The 16,828-nt window shown below is 61.8% G+C and carries 15 protein-coding genes; 12 read left to right on the top strand and 3 right to left on the bottom strand.

What is annotated here, in order from left to right:
• Positions 1–7: 7 nt before the first annotated feature.
• On the bottom strand, positions 8–1,237 hold the full coding sequence (locus tag HHJ17_RS10655; protein WP_296505725.1) for a LysM peptidoglycan-binding domain-containing protein: 1,230 nt from the start codon (positions 1,235–1,237) through the stop codon (positions 8–10).
• A 189-nt stretch (positions 1,238–1,426) separates the two neighbouring features.
• On the opposite strand from HHJ17_RS10655, the gene def reads away from it, so the two are divergent.
• The 5 genes from def to HHJ17_RS10630 all read left to right on the top strand — a co-directional run bounded on the left by def (position 1,427) and on the right by HHJ17_RS10630 (position 5,300).
• Positions 1,427–1,936 carry a peptide deformylase gene (gene def / locus HHJ17_RS10650; RefSeq protein WP_296505724.1) on the top strand — a complete coding sequence of 170 codons (510 nt, stop codon included), beginning with the start codon at positions 1,427–1,429 and terminating at the stop codon, positions 1,934–1,936.
• Complete coding sequence (gene fmt / locus HHJ17_RS10645) at positions 1,933–2,925, top strand: methionyl-tRNA formyltransferase (protein ID WP_296505723.1); 993 nt, start codon at positions 1,933–1,935, stop codon at positions 2,923–2,925. The genes def and fmt overlap by 4 nt, the downstream gene beginning before the upstream one ends.
• A gap of 13 nt (positions 2,926–2,938) precedes the next feature.
• A complete protein-coding gene (locus HHJ17_RS10640) occupies positions 2,939–3,670 on the top strand; it encodes an AzlC family ABC transporter permease (protein WP_296505722.1) in 732 nt (243 codons plus the stop codon).
• Positions 3,667–4,017 carry an AzlD domain-containing protein gene (locus HHJ17_RS10635; protein WP_296499368.1) on the top strand — a complete coding sequence of 117 codons (351 nt, stop codon included), beginning with the start codon at positions 3,667–3,669 and terminating at the stop codon, positions 4,015–4,017. The genes HHJ17_RS10640 and HHJ17_RS10635 overlap by 4 nt, the downstream gene beginning before the upstream one ends.
• Positions 4,018–4,091: 74 nt before the next feature.
• On the top strand, positions 4,092–5,300 hold the full coding sequence (locus HHJ17_RS10630; protein WP_296505721.1) for a phosphoglycerate kinase: 1,209 nt from the start codon (positions 4,092–4,094) through the stop codon (positions 5,298–5,300).
• A gap of 206 nt (positions 5,301–5,506) precedes the next feature.
• Here HHJ17_RS10630 and HHJ17_RS10625 read toward each other — a convergent pair whose 3' ends face one another.
• Positions 5,507–6,040 (bottom strand): phasin family protein, encoded by a 534-nt coding sequence (locus HHJ17_RS10625; protein ID WP_296499371.1) that lies wholly within the window; start codon positions 6,038–6,040, stop codon positions 5,507–5,509.
• A gap of 359 nt (positions 6,041–6,399) precedes the next feature.
• Here HHJ17_RS10625 and pyk point away from each other — a divergent pair, with 359 nt between their 5' ends.
• The 4 genes from pyk to HHJ17_RS10605 all read left to right on the top strand — a co-directional run bounded on the left by pyk (position 6,400) and on the right by HHJ17_RS10605 (position 12,995).
• The gene (pyk, locus tag HHJ17_RS10620) at positions 6,400–7,833 is read left to right on the top strand and encodes a pyruvate kinase (RefSeq protein ID WP_296499373.1); all 1,434 of its coding nucleotides are present in this window, start codon (positions 6,400–6,402) and stop codon (positions 7,831–7,833) included.
• Positions 7,834–7,946: 113 nt separating this feature from the next.
• Positions 7,947–9,011, top strand: a complete 1,065-nt coding sequence (fba, locus tag HHJ17_RS10615) for a class II fructose-bisphosphate aldolase (protein ID WP_296499375.1) — start codon at positions 7,947–7,949, stop codon at positions 9,009–9,011.
• Positions 9,012–9,108: 97 nt separating this feature from the next.
• Positions 9,109–10,017: a phosphoribosylaminoimidazolesuccinocarboxamide synthase gene (locus tag HHJ17_RS10610; protein ID WP_296499377.1), complete on the top strand. Its 909-nt coding sequence runs from the start codon at positions 9,109–9,111 to the stop codon at positions 10,015–10,017.
• Positions 10,018–10,220: 203 nt separating this feature from the next.
• Positions 10,221–12,995 carry a diguanylate cyclase gene (locus tag HHJ17_RS10605; protein ID WP_296499379.1) on the top strand — a complete coding sequence of 925 codons (2,775 nt, stop codon included), beginning with the start codon at positions 10,221–10,223 and terminating at the stop codon, positions 12,993–12,995.
• Between the two features lies 1 nt (position 12,996).
• Here the strand turns inward: HHJ17_RS10605 and trxA are convergent, their stop codons facing one another.
• Positions 12,997–13,905 carry a thioredoxin gene (trxA, locus tag HHJ17_RS10600; RefSeq protein ID WP_296499380.1) on the bottom strand — a complete coding sequence of 303 codons (909 nt, stop codon included), beginning with the start codon at positions 13,903–13,905 and terminating at the stop codon, positions 12,997–12,999.
• Between the two features lie 37 nt (positions 13,906–13,942).
• Between trxA and purE the strand changes: the two genes are divergently transcribed.
• The 3 genes from purE to HHJ17_RS10585 are packed head-to-tail and all read left to right on the top strand — an operon-like array spanning position 13,943 to position 16,784.
• On the top strand, positions 13,943–14,437 hold the full coding sequence (gene purE, locus HHJ17_RS10595; RefSeq protein ID WP_296499382.1) for a 5-(carboxyamino)imidazole ribonucleotide mutase: 495 nt from the start codon (positions 13,943–13,945) through the stop codon (positions 14,435–14,437).
• Complete coding sequence (locus HHJ17_RS10590; RefSeq protein WP_296505720.1) at positions 14,434–15,714, top strand: 5-(carboxyamino)imidazole ribonucleotide synthase; 1,281 nt, start codon at positions 14,434–14,436, stop codon at positions 15,712–15,714. Before purE ends, HHJ17_RS10590 begins: the two co-directional genes overlap by 4 nt.
• Positions 15,715–15,728: 14 nt before the next feature.
• Positions 15,729–16,784 (top strand): L-threonylcarbamoyladenylate synthase, encoded by a 1,056-nt coding sequence (locus HHJ17_RS10585; RefSeq protein ID WP_296499384.1) that lies wholly within the window; start codon positions 15,729–15,731, stop codon positions 16,782–16,784.
• The last annotated feature ends 44 nt before the right edge of the window (positions 16,785–16,828 follow it).

Here is a 16,828-nt window from a genome sequence, read left to right as displayed (position 1 = left end):
ACCGCGGTTAGCGCGGGTTGACCAGCCGGTCACCCACTTTGGCGCCGTCCTTGATCTCCAGTACCAGGGCATAAGAGAGGCGTTCAAACGTGCGGAACACCATCAGCAAACCATTGCGCTCATCCGGCAATTTCAGCGCGGTGCGCGCATCGTCCGTCTTGTCGATCAGGCGGGCGCCGTCTTTCAAAATGGCCAGCACGTGGCCGTTTTCGACACCGTCGCGGGTGCCGCGATTGATCGCCACCACCTGGTTTTGGGCCGCATTAACGACCGCGCTGCCATAGACCGAGACGATGCGGGCATCCACTTTTTCCAGCGGCGCATGGGGCACATAACTCAAAAACTGCCGCTCGGGCTCGGGCAGCATCCGGTCGCCGACGCGCATTTCTTCCTTGGCCACCACAATGTCAATCGTGGCCGGCACGATGTCGGTGCGGGGTTTCCCATCTTTGTCGGTTGATTCCTGGGTGGATTCACCGCGGGCCAGCAGGGCCTTGCCGACGTATTGCGCTTCATAGCCCAGCACTTCCGCTGTTACCGGGTCTTTCAGGGGCGTGGCGTTGCGAAATACCCGGTACGCCTTCTGCTTTTGGCCGACCTCATCGACGAGCGCGGCGGCGCCCTGACCGCGCGCATAGGCACGGTCGCCGCGGGTCAGCAGCACACGGCCTTCTTGCGTTGCCACGATGCGCGCCGCCGAGGTGAGTCCGTTTTCGTCCACGATCATCGGTTCCGCCAAAAACGGTTCAATCAGGTGACTTTTGAGGGTTGGCAGCGCGTCGCTGGCCAGGGCTTCGTAACGGGTGCGCGGGGACAGGCGAACCGTCTCCAGCGGCGCATCGCCGTTGGCCGACTGCCGGGTGCGCAGGGTGGCGCGCCCGTCTTTTTTCTCCAGGTACAGCATTTGCCCCGGGTAGATCAGGTGCGGATTCTTGATTTCATTGAGGTTCATGCCCCACAGTTCGGGCCAGCGCCAGGCGCTTTTGAGGAAAAGGCCGGAGATGGCCCACAGCGTGTCGCCCCGTTTGACGGTGTAGTTGTCGGGCGCGTTGGCGCTCAGTTCGCTCAAGGGCACCCCGGCCTGTGCGACTTGGGCCGCCGTGGCTTTTTGGCCCGCGGTGACGGGCAGGCTCTGTGCCCAGGCCAGCGAGGGCATCCAGGTGCTGGCCAGCACGGTCAGCGCGGCGAGGGTGGCTTGGGAGGCGACTTTGGATTTCACGATCATGTTTTGTGTCATATTTTGCGGTGCTGCAAAGGCCGGTTGGGCTTTGGGTGGGCACTGCTTGCGCGTTGCCCACCCGGGGAAAGCTTGATAAATTACGCGCGATTTTGCGCCCAAGCCCTTGATTGGGCAACGGTTCCTGCACATGGCCTGTACTGGCGCGGCCAAAAGTAGCGAAAATAACGACATATTTGAAGAGACTTCATGGCTTTATTACCGATTCTTTGTTTTCCCGATCCCAAGCTGCACACTGTGGCCAAACCCGTGCTGACTGTGGATGACCGCATCCGCGCGCTCATTGCCGACATGCTGCAGACCATGTACGACGCCAAAGGCATCGGCCTGGCCGCCACCCAGGTGGACGTGCACGAGCGCCTGATTGTGATTGACGTGTCCGAAGAGCGCGACGATCCGCTGGTGCTGATCAACCCGCAGATGGTCTGGACCAGCGACGAGACCCACCTCAACGAGGAGGGCTGTCTGTCGGTGCCCGGCATTTACGACGGCGTCGAGCGTTTTGACGCGGTCACGGTCAGTGCGCTGAATCGTGAGGGCAAATCCCTGGTGATTGAAGCGGAAGACCTGCTGTCGGTGTGTATTCAGCACGAGATGGACCATCTGATGGGCAAAGTGTTCGTGGAATACCTCTCGCCGCTGAAACGCGATCGCATCAAGAAAAAAATGCTCAAGGCGTTGCGTGAGGAACAGCGGTGAGGCTGATCTTCGCCGGCACGCCTGAGTTTGCTCGCGTCGCCCTGGCGCGCCTGCACGCCGCCGGGCATGAGATTGTGCTGGTGCTGAGCCAGCCCGACCGGCCGGCCGGGCGCGGCATGAAACTGCATGCGTCCGCCGTCAAGCAGTTCGCGCTGGACCAGGGTATCCCGGTGGCGCAGCCGCGCAGTCTGCGGCTGGACGGCAAATACCCTGACGAGGCGACCGCGGCGCGTGCCGTCATTGAGGCCGCGCAGGCCGACGCCATGGTGGTGGCGGCCTACGGCCTGATCCTGCCGCAGTGGGTGCTCGATGCGCCGCGCTTGGGCTGTTTCAATATCCACGCCTCCTTGTTGCCGCGCTGGCGCGGCGCCGCGCCGATTCACCGCGCGATCGAGGCGGGTGACCTGGAGACCGGTGTCACCATCATGCAAATGGACGCCGGTCTGGACACCGGCGACATGCTGCTGGTGCAAAAGCTGCCGATTGACGATCAGGACAGCACCGCCACCTTGCACGACAAACTGGCCGCGCTGGGCGGGCAGCTGATGGTGCAAGCGCTGGAATTGTCGGCCCGCGGCGGTTTGCAGCCGGTGCCGCAGCCGACCGAGGGCATCACCTACGCGCACAAAATTGAAAAACACGAAGCCGCGATTGACTGGGCGCAAGCGGCCGAACCGATTGTGCGACGCGTGCGCGCCTTCAACCCGTTTCCCGCCGCCAGCGCGACCTTGCATGGTGAAACCCTCAAAATCTGGGCGGCGAACGTGGGCACAGGCATACCGCCCGTCGGCACAGAATTTGGATCAATTCTGACCGTAGCCCCCGAGGGTATTGCGGTAGCTGCTATGAATTCAGTAGTGATACTCGCCGAGTTGCAGCGCCCGGGCGGCAAACGGCTGCGCGTGGCGGACTTTTTGCATGGTTTCGCCCTGCAGCCGGGCATGGTGTTTGAGGCGCGCGACAGCGCCCCGCTGGCGTTGCGGACCTGACCCGCCGTCTCGAATGTTCTTTCTCCGCAGTCACTACCGGCATCCCGAATTTCGCCAGGGCGCCCTCGATGCCCTCGGCGTTGCCCCCGGCCTCGCCGCCTGGGGTTTGATGACGGGCGTGGCCATGATGAATTCCGGCATGAGCACGTTTGAAGCCTTGCTGATGACCCTGACCGTTTATGCCGGCAGCTCGCAACTGGCGGCGGTGCCGTTGTTGACCGCGGGCGCACCGATGTGGGTGATTTTGGCCACCGCTTGTTGCGTCAACCTGCGCTTTGTGGTGTTCAGCGCCCACATGCGACCCTACGTCATGCACTTGCCGCGGTGGCAACGGCTCGTCACCGGCTACCTCACGGCCGACTTGAGCTACGTGCAGTTCACCAAGCGCTTCCCCCATGTGGGCAGCGATGCGGCGCACCGGCGCGCTCAGCAGGCCTATCTGGCCGGCAACTGCGGCGTGAACTGGGTCTCCTGGATGGGGTGCAGCGTGCTGGGCGTGGTGTTGGCCAACTTCATCCCGACCCACTGGGGCTTGGGCTTTGCCGGCATTCTGGCGTTGCTGGGGATCTTGTGTTCGCTGGCCTCAAGCCGGCTGCGTCTGGTGTCGGCCGGGGTGGCCGGTGCGGCGGCGGTGGCCGCCTTCGCCTTGCCGTTCAAACTGAATATTCTGGTGGCGATCGCGGCGGCGGTGGCGCTGAGTCTCATTCTGGAAGAAACACGCCGCCATCGGCAGGAGCAGGCATGAGCGGCAGCACCGATCTCTGGACGCTGCTCATCATCGTCGGGCTGGCGGCGGTCACGGTGCTCACCCGCTCCTTCTTTTTCATCTCCAGCAAGCCCTGGAAGCTGCCGCACTGGGCCCAGCGCGGGCTGCAATATGCGCCGATTGCCGCCTTGGCCGCCGTCATCGTGCCGGAAATGGTGATGACGCAGGGCCAGTTCATCAGCACCTGGCAAGACGCCCGGCTGTTTGCGGTGGCGGCGGGCGCGGCCTGGTTCTTCTGGCGCAAGGGCGCGGGCCAGGCGGTGCTGGGCACCATCGTGGCGGGCATGGCGGTGTATCTGCCGCTGCATCTGGGCTTGGGCTGGTAGCCAGGCCGGACTAATTTGGGCGGGTAGCACGCTTCTACAATCCGGGTAGTCTTTTTTCTACTGTCAGGGTTTTTATGAATGTCATCCGCTTCTCCGACCTGTGCGCCCAGGGCCAGGTCACTGGTAAACGTGTGTTTATCCGCGCCGACCTCAACGTGCCGCAAGACGAGGCGGGCGTCATTACCGAAGACACCCGGGTTCGCGCCTCCATTCCCTGCATTCAAATGGCCTTGGACGCCGGTGCCGCGGTGATGGTGACCTCGCATCTGGGCCGCCCGACGGAAGGCGAGTTCAAGCCGGCCGACTCGCTGGCACCCGTGGCCCAGCGCATGGCCGAACTGATGGGCCGCGAGATCCCGCTGATCGCCAACTGGGTGGACGGGGTGACCGTGCAGCCAGGGCAACTGGTGATGCTGGAAAACTGCCGCGTTAACCCAGGCGAGAAGAAAAACAACGAAGCCCTGGCGAAAAAAATGGCCGCCCTGTGCGACATCTTTGTGCACGACGCCTTTGGCACGGCGCACCGGGCGGAAGCCTCCACCTACGGCATTGCGCAGTTTGCCAAGGTGGCGTGTGCCGGTCCGCTGCTGGCGGCCGAGATGGACGCCATCACGCTGGCGCTGGCCAACCCGAAACGGCCGCTGGTGGCGATTGTGGCGGGCTCCAAAGTCTCCACCAAGCTGACCATTCTGAAGAGTCTGGCCGACAAGGTGGACCAGCTGATCGTCGGCGGCGGCATCGCCAACACCTTCATGCTGGCGGCCGGTCTGAAGATCGGCAAGAGCCTGGCCGAGCCGGGTTTGGTGGCCGATGCCAAAGCCGTGATGGACGCCATGCAAGCCCGCGGCGCCGCTGTGCCGATCCCGACCGATGTGGTCACCGCCAAAACCTTCTCGCCGGATGCGGTGGCAACGGTCAAGGCCGCCACCGAAGTGGCCGACGACGACCTGATTCTGGACATCGGGCCGCAAACGGCGGCCGCGCTGGCGGCGCAACTGAAATCGGCCGGTACCATTGTCTGGAACGGCCCGGTCGGCGTGTTCGAGTTTGCGGCCTTCGAGAACGGCACCAAGGTGATTGCCCATGCCATTGCCGAGTCCAACGCTTTTTCCATCGCCGGCGGCGGCGACACACTGGGGGCCATCGCCAAGTACGGTATTGAAAAACAGGTGGGCTACATCTCCACCGGCGGCGGTGCTTTCCTGGAAGTGCTGGAAGGCAAGACCTTGCCGGCGTTCGAGATCCTGAGCCGCCGCGCCGCAGAAGCGGCTTCTGCTGCTTGATATTGCGCGTGGCATCGGCCTGAGGGGCTTGACGCCTGTTGTAAAAAACTTGGCAAAACTTGGCGGTCAGCCTCACGACCTAGGCTACTGGGGTACGGCGCTTTCCGCCTCCGCCGTGTTTGCCGCATGGCGCTGTAGAGCAATGAGAGAATTAAAAACGGCACCTGCAGGTGCCGTTTTTAATCATGCGCGAGGCGCTGAAACCATCAGCGCATCTTGGCGGGACTGGCGGCTTTGTGGCTGGCGGCCTTCAGGTTGGACTCCGTCAATTCCACCACTTTTTTAGCCGAGCTTTTGGCTGAGTCGATGACGCTCTGGCCGGCGGTCATGGCGCTCTTGAAGGCGGCCAGCGCTGGCTCGGAACCGGCCGGTGCGTTTTTGGAAAAATTTTCGACTGCCTCGTTGAAGGCTGTTTGCGCTTCAATCAGCTTGATTTCGACGGCTTTATTGAATTCGGCCCCGGTGCCTGTCGCAAGGCTGTAAATATGCTGACCATAGGCCGCCGATTTTTCGGACGCAGCCTGAAGCAGGCCTGTTTGCAGGGCCAGCAAGTCTTGAATGTCTTTCGCGCCCAGGACAGCTTTGAGGTGCGAGAAGGATTCACCCATGACGGCTTTGGAGGTGCTTAAATTCAATTCGACCAGATTTTCAAAGCCGGAAAAAGCCGTGATGCTCAGGCCTTTCAGGGCGTGCATGTTAGCTTGGTTGGTGGCGATGAATTGTTCGGCGGTGTAAGTCATAACGATCTTTATAGTAAGGAGAGAAACGGCTCAGCAAAGCTGCACAGAATTGCTTAAATTTTGCGTTGCAAGCCCAATGGGTTGAAGGGATAAACCCGGCCATTACGAGCAACATGGCTTGCCACAAGCTAATGTCCAGGAAGGGTCCGGCATCATTTAGAGGTGTTTGCAGACAGATGCTGGATAAAAGTTATTTAACCAATCAACGTCGTCTCGGGCCTTGCGTTTTCGCAATTTGGCTACGGTTATCAAGTCGTTGCTGTCGGCTCTTGCCGCTCCATTGGCCGCAATCGCTTCTGATGCAGGCCTGTAACCACTTCCATGTAAAAATCGAAACTTAATAACAAGGAGACAGTTTCATGACCCGTCGCGCCACCAAAATCGTCGCCACACTTGGCCCCGCTTCCAGTGATCCGGCATTGCTGGAGCAGATGATTCGCGCGGGGGTCAACGTGGTGCGCTTGAACTTCAGCCACGGCACGGCGCAAGACCATATTGACCGGGCGCATCTGGTGCGTGAAGTGGCGCAACGCGTCGGCCGTGAGGTGGCCATCATGGCCGACCTGCAGGGCCCCAAAATTCGGGTTGGCAAGTTTGCCGACGGCAAGGTGGTGCTGGTGCCCGGCGCCAAGTTTGTGCTGGATGCGGCGCGCACCGAGCTGGGTGACATTGATGCCGTGGGGCTGGACTACAAGGCGCTGCCACGCGAGGTCAAGGCCGGTGACGTGTTGTTGCTCAACGACGGCCTGATCGTGATCACGGTCGATGCCGTCATCGGTGAAGCCGTGCACACTACGGTCAAGCTCGGAGGCGAGTTGTCCAACAACAAGGGCATCAACAAGCAGGGCGGCGGGCTGACGGCACCGGCGCTAACCGCCAAGGACATGGACGACATCAAAACCGCCATGAGCTTCCAGGCCGACTATGTGGCCGTGAGTTTCCCCAAAAATGCCATCGACATGGAATTGGCGCGCCAGTTGTGCAACGTGGCCGCTGCCGAATATGGGCACAGGCCCGGCATGATTGCCAAGATCGAGCGCGCCGAGGCGATTCCGCGGCTGGAAGAAATTTTGCTCGCCAGCGATGGCATCATGGTGGCGCGCGGCGATCTGGCGGTGGAGGTCGGTAATGCCGCCGTGCCGGGCCTGCAAAAACGCATGATCAAGCTCGCCCGCGAGCATGACAAGGTGGTGATCACCGCCACGCAGATGATGGAGTCGATGATTACCAACCCGGTACCAACCCGGGCCGAAGTCAGCGACGTGGCCAACGCCGTGCTGGACGGCACCGACGCCGTGATGCTGTCGGCCGAGACGGCATCGGGCCGGTATCCGTTGGAAACAATTGTCGAGATGGCTAACATTTGCCAGGCCGCCGAAGGCCACGAAGACTTCAAGCTGGAAGCTGATTTCACCGGCAAGACCTTCAAGCGCATCGACCAGTCCATCGCCATGGGGGCGTTGTTTACCGCCCATCACCTCGGTGCCAAGGCGATCGTGGCCATGACCGACAGTGGCTCGACGGCGCTGTGGATGAGCCGGCATCTGATTCAGGTGCCGATTTACGCGCTCACCTCCAAGGTGGCGACGCAACGCCGGATGGCGCTGTACCGCAATGTGCGTCCGTTGTTCATCGACACCAGTACCGACCGCGACACCGCGCTGGCGGAAGCCGAGAACCATTTGAAGACCCGTGGCATTGTGCAAAGTGGTGATGTGTATGCCATCACTTGCGGCGAACCGATGGGCGCACCGGGCGGGACCAACATGCTGAAAATCCTCAAGGTGTCTTGATTTTTGTTACAAGAGCCAGCCCGGCTTGAGCGCAGTCGGTGGTTGGCAACTGTAAAATTCGGCCCATCGGTACTAGTTACCAAGCGGTTACCAACTTCCCGGGGGATATCACAATGGCACTTGTCTCAATGCGCGAGCTGCTGGATCACGCAGCCGAAAACGGCTACGGCATTCCAGCTTTCAACGTTAACAATCTGGAGCAGGTCCAGGCTGTCATGCAGGCCGCCGCCGAGGTTGGCGCGCCGGTCATTCTGCAGGCCAGCGCCGGCGCCCGCAAGTACGCCGGTGAGGCGTTCATCAAGCACCTGATTGCGGCCGCCACGGAGGCGTATCCGCACATCCCGTTGGTGATGCACCAGGATCACGGTCAAAGCCCTGAGGTCTGTCAAGGCGCCATCAACCTGGGTTTCAGCTCGGTGATGATGGACGGCTCCTTGATGGCCGACGGCAAAACCATTGCCAGTTACGAATACAACGTGGAAGTCACCCGCAAGGTGGTGGACTTGGCGCACGCCACCGGCGTCACAGTAGAGGGCGAACTGGGCTGCCTGGGCTCGCTGGAAACCATGCAGGGCGACAAGGAAGACGGTCACGGCACTGATGACGTCATGACGCGTGAGCAAATGTTGACCGACCCCGAGCAGGCGGCCGACTTTGTCAAGCGCACCCAGCTGGATGCACTGGCCATTGCCATTGGCACCAGCCACGGCGCCTACAAATTCACCCGCAAGCCCACCGGCGACATCCTGGCGATTGACCGCGTGATGGCAATCAACAAGCGCATTCCCAATACCCATTTGGTCATGCACGGCTCCAGCAGCGTGCCGCAGGAGTTGCTGGCCATCATCCGTGAATTCGGTGGCGATATGAAAGAAACCTACGGCGTGCCGGTGGAAGAAATTCAAAAAGCCATCAAATACGGCGTGCGCAAGATCAACATTGACACCGACATTCGCCTGGCCATGACGGGCGCGGTGCGCAAATTCATGGCGCAAAACCCTGAAAAGTTCGACATGCGCGACTGGCTCAAGCCCGCGCGTGAAGCGGCCATGCAGTTGTGCAAACAGCGCTACGTCGAGTTTGGTTGCGAAGGCCAGGCCAGCAAGATCAAAGGGCATAGCCTCTTTGTGGTGGCCGGTCAATATGCCCGCGGTGAGTTAGCGCAAGTCGTGCGCTGATCGGACCTTGCGATAATCAGGGCCCGCTGCTGGTGAATGCACCGCAGCGGGCCCTTTGTTTTTTCCACTTTGCCCTCTACGTACTGACTGCCCCGCTATGACTGCTGCACTGCACACCTCCATGCTCACCTCGTTGCCCCTGCTTGCCCGTGGCAAGGTGCGCGACAACTATGCGGTCGGTGACGACCGCATCCTGATGGTCGCCAGCGACCGCCTGAGCGCGTTCGACGTGATCATGGGCGAGCCGATTCCCGGCAAAGGCGCGCTGCTGACGCAAATGGCCTTGTTCTGGTTTGACAAGCTGGGTCCGAACGGTTTGAACATCTGCCCGACCCACCTCACCGGCGACGCGCCCGAGAGCGTGGTGACGCCCGCCGAGGTGCCGCAGGTGGTGGGCCGCTCGATGCTGGTCAAACGCCTGAAACCTTTGCCGGTGGAAGCCGTGGTACGCGGTTATCTGGCCGGCAGTGGCTGGAAGGAATACCAGGAAAACCAGGCGGTCTGTGGCGTCCAGTTGCCCGCAGGGCTGAAGAACGCCTCCAAACTGCCCGAGCCGATTTACACGCCAGCCGCCAAGGCAGCGGCCGGCGACCATGACGAGAACATCACGTTTGAGCAGACGGTGGCGATGATCGGGCTTGATCTGGCCACCCGTATCCGCGACATCAGCATCCAGATCTACAAGGCCGCCAGCGAGATCGCGGCCGCCAAAGGCATCATCATTGCCGACACCAAGTTCGAGTTTGGCCTGGATGCCGACGGCACGCTGACGCTGATGGACGAGGTCTTGACGCCCGACTCCTCCCGCTTTTGGCCGGCCGAGAGCTACCAGGAAGGCATCAACCCGCCCAGTTTCGACAAGCAGTTTGTGCGCGACTGGCTGGAGCAGGCCCAGGTCGACGGCAAACCGTGGGACAAAACCCCACCGTCTCCGCGCGTACCGAATGAAGTGATTGCCAAAACCGCCGCCAAGTACCAGGAAGCGCTGGCGCGGCTGACCGCCTGAATTAGCGCCGCCTGACCCGCTGACCGCGCGCCGCAAAGGTGGGCGCAGTCACGGTTTGCCAGCCGTGATGCGCTCCAGCACAAGCCGACGGTGCTAGGCAAACCAGTTCCTGGGTGAGATACTTGCCCTAAAGCGGCTGATGTGTCTGTTCCTTCGCCACAACCCATGCCCAAGCCGTCCAAAGAGTTGTCGTTGTGGAAAAAATGTTGTCTGTTTTAAACCATCTGAGCGTGCGCAACCGGATCAGGATGATGGTGCTCATTTTGATCGGCAGCATCGTGGCGGTGAGCGTTATTGATGTCCTGCTGCTGCGTGGGGCGCTCTGGCGTGAAAAGGAAAACAGCACCCGGCAATTGGTGGAAAGCAGTTTCAGTGTGCTGGTTCACTTTCATGATATGCAAAAAAAGGGCGAACTAACGCAGGCTGCTGCGCAAGCGGCCGCCATCGGCACCATCAAGGCCATGCGCTATGCCAATCATGAGTACTTCTGGCTCAATGACCTTGGCACCCCGTTCCCCAGGATGATCATGCATCCGACGATGCCTTTGCTGGATGGCCAGGTTCTTGCTGCCGAACAGTTCAATCGTGCCACCCGCCAGCAGGTGGGCGCGGAAGGTAATTTTGTCGACACCGATGGCCAAAAAAATCTCTTCGCTGCCTTTGTCGATGTGGTCAAGCAGGGCGGGGAGGGCTTCGTTACCTATGGCTGGCCAAAACCCATGGCCGGGAACGGTGTCACCGAGCAAATTTTCCCCAAGCTGTCCTTTGTCAAGAAATTCGAACCCTGGGGTTGGATCATCGGCTCGGGCAATTACATCGACGATGTCGATGCGGCGGTGCAGAAGCAGATCAAGCGCAACCTGCTGCTGCTGGCCGGGGCCGGCATCGTGCTGCTGACCTTCGCCTCGCTCATCGCGCGCAGCATTACCCAGCCCTTGCGGCGGACGGTGGTGACGATGCGTGCTATCGGGCTGGGTAATGGCGGATTGACGCAGCGGCTGCCTGTTGACGGCCGCAGCGAAATCGCCGAACTGGCGGGTGGATTTAACGATATGCTGGACCATCTTGCGGTGCGGGATGCCGAGTTGGCGCGTCACCGGGAGTCGCTGGAAGAAGAGGTGGCACACCGTACCGTCGAGTTGCGCGACACCAATCGGCAGCTGGAAAAAGAACTGCTTGAGCGCCAGCAGACGGAACAGGCCTTGCACGAAAGCCGGGCCCGGATCCGCGCCCTGCTTGATGCCAGTGATGAGTCCGTCCTGTTGCTCGACCTGGAAGGCCAGATTCTGGCGATCAACGCCTGTGCGGCCCAACGCTTTGACCAGACGCCCGAACCCATGACCGGCAAGAATTTTTTCGATCTCCTGCCGCCTGATCTGGCCGAGGTTCGGCGGGCTGCGGTGCAACGCGTTGCCGTCACGGGTGATCCGATGCATCTGCAGGACCGACGGGGCCGCACTTTTTTTGACAACAGCATCTACCCGGTCAAGGACGCATCCGGCGGTGTTACCAGCATTGCGGTCTATGCCAAGGATGTGAGCGAGCAGCACCGGGCCACGGCGCTGGAGGACCTATTCCGGCACCTGGACACGGTGCTGCTGAAATGGCAGATGAACCTGGAATCGATCAGCCAGATATTTTGTGACGGCATCCTGCCAGTATTTGATTTGGCTGCGGCCTGGATTGGTCGGGCCGAAAAGGATGGACGGCTGACCCTGCTCGCCAGCGCCGAGCAACTTGACAAGGGCCTCCTCGGTCCTTTGCACCAGCGCAGCCTGCGCTGGGATGGCGAACCCGGGTGCTGCCTGCCCGCAGGCGACGTGATCCGCAGCGGCCATTGGCAGATTGTTGCCGCCGCTGAGCGGGAGTGTCAATCGTGCAATGCCGTCGCTGATGCCAAAGCCCATGGCGCTTTGCCCGTCCTGCTCCTGCCCCTGATCTTGCGGGGTGAAACCTGGGGCGTCCTCACGCTGTATGGCCGCGATGCACGCCAGTTCGACGGGGCGCAGCTTCCACTGCACCTTGAGGCCATCGCCGCTCGCCTGGGCACCGCACTGGAATCCGCTTTGCAGCAGGAATGGCTGACTTTGCTCGATACGGCCCTGGCCGGCGTGGACAATGCGGTTTTTATCACGGATGCAAACGGCGCCATTCTCTGGGCCAATCGCGCCTTTACGCAGCTGTCAGGTTATGCCCCGGAGGAAATTCTGGGCAAGACCCCGAAATTGTTCAGTTCGGGGGAGCAGGCGGCCGACTTCTACCAGCGTTTCTGGCAGACCATCAGCAGCGGCAGAACCTGGCATGGTGACATCGTCAATGCCCGACGCAACGGCAGCCGTTATACGGTCAACCAGACCGTGACGCCCTTGCTCAATACGAACGGCCAAGTCAGCCATTACGTCGCCATCCTGGAGGACATCAGTGCGCGCAAGGTCGAGGATGAGCGTGTGCGGCACATCGCCAACTTTGACCTGCTGACGGATCTGCCCAACCGCGGTCTCTTCTTCGACCGGCTGGGACAAGCCCTGGCACTGGCGCGGCGGGATAAGTTGTCCGGCGCCTTGTTGTTCCTGGACCTGGACCGCTTCAAGGAGGTCAACGATCAACTCGGTCACGCGGCGGGGGACCGCTTGTTGATTGCGGTCGCCAAGCGCCTGCGTGAGCAAGTCCGGGAGAGCGATACGGTGGCGCGCCTGGGGGGTGACGAGTTCACCGTGATTCTGCCGAACCTGCATGATGGCAATGACGCGATCCGCGTGGCCGACAACATCCTTGCCGCGATTGCCCTGCCTTTTCATATTGACGGCAACGAAGCGTCGGTCGGGGTCAGTATTGGCATTGCGCTCTTTCCGGCGCAAGGCAATACCGCCGAACACATCCTCAATGCCGCCGATAACGCCATGTACCTGGCGAAAAAAGCCGGGCGGAACTGTTATGTGTTTGCGCCGACAGAAGCCGCCGGCGACGTGGCGCCCTGATCTAGCTCAGGATCACGCTGCTCAAGCGGCGGCGGTAGGTGGCCACGGTCGGGTCCACTGGGGGAATCTGGCCATCGGCAACTTTGACCTTGGGTGGCTCGATGATGTCCAGAATGGCAATGAAGGTCTTGCGGGCCAGGTCATCGGCCCAAGTCTTGTCGCGCATCAGGATTTCCAGCAACTCGTCCATGGCGCCGGTCCAGTCCTGCGCCGCCATCAAGGTTTGAGCCTTGGCAAAGCGGGTGTCGAAATCGCGCTTGTTCAAGGCAATTTTTTCATCAAAACTGGTTGTAGCCCCCGTCAGGTCTGCGCGGTCAGCTGCGAAATCAATAGCGTTCATCCAGCGTTGCAGCGAATCAAAGCGCCGCACCAGAGCGGTCTTGGCAATGACCGGGGCAAAGGCGACCTTGGCATCGTCATCGCGACCTTGCTTCAGCAGCAGCTTGATGTACTCAAAACGGGCCTCTTCATCGTCCGGGTTCTTCAGCACCGTCTGGTGCAAAGCTTCCTCGATGGCCACCGGGTCATCGGCCGCCGGCGCGTCACTGATTTCGACGCTGGTGACCTCGGCCTCCAGCACGTCGCCTGCGGGCAGGTGCTTGTCCAGAAATTCCTTGATCTGGCTCTCCGGCAACGCGCCCATGAAGCCGTCCACCGGCTTGCCGTCCATCATCAACACGCAGGTCGGAATGCTGCGAATGCCGAAGGCCTGGCCGAGTTCCTGTTCCTGGTCGGAGTCAATCTTGATCAACTTGAAACGGCCGGCGTAGTCGGTTTCAATCTTTTCCAGCAGCGGGCCGATCACTTTGCATGGGCCGCACCAGGGCGCCCAAAAGTCAATCAGCACCGGGGTGTGCAGGGAGGCGGCAACCACCTCGTCATCAAAATTTTCAGCAGTAACGTTTATCATTTTTCTGGCTCGGGGTGTGTAAGTAAAATTCGACACTATGAAACATATTCAAATCGGCGTCGTCATGGGTTCCAGCTCCGACTGGGACACCATGCAACACGCAGTCCACATTCTCCAACAGTTTGGCATTGCGCATGACGCGCGCGTGGTCTCGGCGCACCGCATGCCGGACGATATGTTTGCCTACGCCGAAGCGGCCGTCGGCCTGGGCCTGAAAGCCATCATCGCTGGCGCCGGCGGTGCGGCGCATTTGCCGGGCATGCTGGCGGCCAAAACCACGGTGCCGGTGCTGGGTGTGCCGGTGGCCAGCAAGCATCTGTCAGGCGTGGACTCGCTGCACAGCATTGTGCAAATGCCCAAGGGCATCCCGGTCGCCACCTTTGCCATCGGCGCCGCCGGTGCGGCTAACGCGGCGCTGTTTGCGGTGGCCATGCTGGCCAATGACGACCCGGCCCTGCGCACCAAGCTGGAGGCCTTTCGCGCCGCGCAGACCGAAATCGCCCGTGGCATGACGCTGCCGCCCGTGCTATGAGCGGGCAAGACGCCGCCGCGCCGGGCCGCCCCAAGCAAGGCACGACCCCCTCGGGGGGCAGCGCAGTACGCAAAGCGACCAGCGTGGGAGCTACATTCCTTCCCGGCAGTTCCAGCAACGGCCAGCAAACCACGCTCGGCGTGATGGGTGGCGGTCAGCTGGGCCGCATGTTTGTGCAGGCGGCGCAGGCGATGGGCTACTTCACCGTGGTGCTGGACCCCGATGTGATCAGTCCGGCCGGCTTGGTCAGCCACTATCACATCCAGACCGATTACCTGGACGAACAGGGGCTGACGCAGCTGATGCAGCGTTGCGCGGCCATCACCACCGAGTTTGAAAACGTACCGGCGCCCGCCCTGATGACACTGGGCGCTGCCCGGCCGGTGGCACCGAGTGCCGAAGCGGTCGGCATTGCGCAAGACCGGGTTAAAGAGAAAGCGCATTTTGTGCGCTGCGGCGTGCCGTGTGCGCCGTATGCGGTGATCGGGTCGGCGGCGCAACTGGCGGCGGTGAGCGATGATTTGTTGCCCAGTATCGTCAAAACCGCGCGCATGGGCTACGACGGCAAGGGCCAGGTCCGCGTCACAAACCGCACTGAGTTGGCGGCGGCCTGGGCCGAACTCAAGGGCGTGACCTGCGTGCTGGAAAAAATGCTGCCGCTGCAAGCCGAGTGTTCGGTAATCGTGGCGCGCGGCTGGGACGGCAGCATGGTCAACCTGCCGGTGCAGCTTAACCTGCACCGCGAGGGCATTCTGGCGGTGACCTCGGCTTATGAAGGAAATGTGCCTGCAGCCCTTGCAGAACGTGCGGTAGCTGCTACTAAAGCGATAGCGGATGAGCTGCAGTACGTGGGGGTGCTGTGCGTCGAGTTTTTCGTGCTGCAAGAGGGCACCGCCGAAGCCACGGCGCTGGGCGGCTTGATCGTCAACGAAATGGCGCCGCGTCCGCACAACAGCGGCCACTACAGCCTGGACGCCTGCGACCTGTCGCAGTTTGACCTGCAGGTGCGCACGCTGGCCGGCTTGCCGCTGGTGCAGCCGCGCCAGCACAGTCCGGCCATCATGCTCAATTTGCTGGGTGATTTGTGGGTGGAAGGCGCCTCGCCCGCGTGGGACCAGGTGCTGGCCTTGCCCGGCGCGCACCTGCACCTGTACGGCAAGCTCACCGCCAGCAAGGGCCGCAAGATGGGGCACCTGACCCTCACCGGCGCGAGCGTGGCCGAGGTGCGCGCCACCGCGTTGGCGGCAGCGGCGATTCTGGGAATTGAGGCGTTTTGAGTGCGGACTCCGTCATGATTCTGGATGGATTCGCGGCGGAAGCCATCGCGGCTGCCGCAGCGTGCATCCGGGCCGGTGAACTGCTGGGCTTGCCGACCGAGACCGTGTACGGCTTGGCCGCCGACGCCGAAAACGACGCGGCGATTGCCAAGATTTTCAGCGCCAAAGGCCGCCCGGCCGATCACCCGCTGATCGTCCATGTGCTGAACGAGGCGGGCGTAGCGCACTTTGCCGCCCAGGTGCCGGACTTTGCCCATCAGCTCATCCAGGCCTTCTGGCCCGGTCCGCTGACTTTGATCTTGCCGCGCCGCGAGGGTGTGGCGACAGCGGCGGCTGGTGGCCAAAACTCCATCGGCCTGCGCTGCCCGTCGCATCCGGTGGCGCAGGCGCTGCTCAAAGCGTGCCTGGCCCAACAAGTCTGGGGCGTTGCCGCGCCCAGCGCCAACCAGTTTGGCCGCGTCAGCCCCACCACCGCCCAGCATGTGCAAGGCGAATTTGGTGCGGACCTGCTGATTCTGGACGGCGGCCCGTGCACGGTCGGCATCGAGTCCACCATCATCGACTGCACGCGCGGGGTGCCGGTGCTGCTGCGCCCCGGCGCTATTTCGCGCGAGCAGGTGCAGGCGGTATGTGGTTTGAACGTGCTGTTAAAAGATGAGCTGTCGACGCAGGCTGAGCCTGCGCCCCGGGCCTCTGGGACCCTGGAGTCGCATTACGCACCCAAGGCGAAGGTGCGGCTGATGGATGCGCAAGCGTTGCAGACGGCGCTTGACCTGTTGGGTGACGGCCTGGACGCTGCCGCCGCCAAGGACGCGAAAACGACCACTGGCGATGTCAATGCGACCAGCCCGACGATTGCCACTTATTCCCGCGCCATTTTGAAAACCCGCTCCTCCAAAGTGCTGCGCCGGCGCATGCCCGACGATGCGGCGGCCACCGCGCAACAGCTGTTTGCGGTACTGCGTGAGTTGGATGCCCAGGGCGTCCAGCTGATCTGGATTGAGACGCTGCCCGACACCCCGGCGTGGGATGGGGTGCGGGATCGGCTGCAACGGGCGTCGGCCCACTGAGCAAGCCAGCCGCAGACGTAAAAAAGCCCCGCAGAGCGGGGCTT

Origin of the sequence: Rhodoferax sp., assembly GCF_012927445.1 — a bacterium.
In the GTDB taxonomy this organism is placed as follows: Bacteria; Pseudomonadota; Gammaproteobacteria; order Burkholderiales; family Burkholderiaceae_C; genus Rhodoferax.
This window is presented reverse-complemented; position numbering and strand designations above follow the sequence as displayed.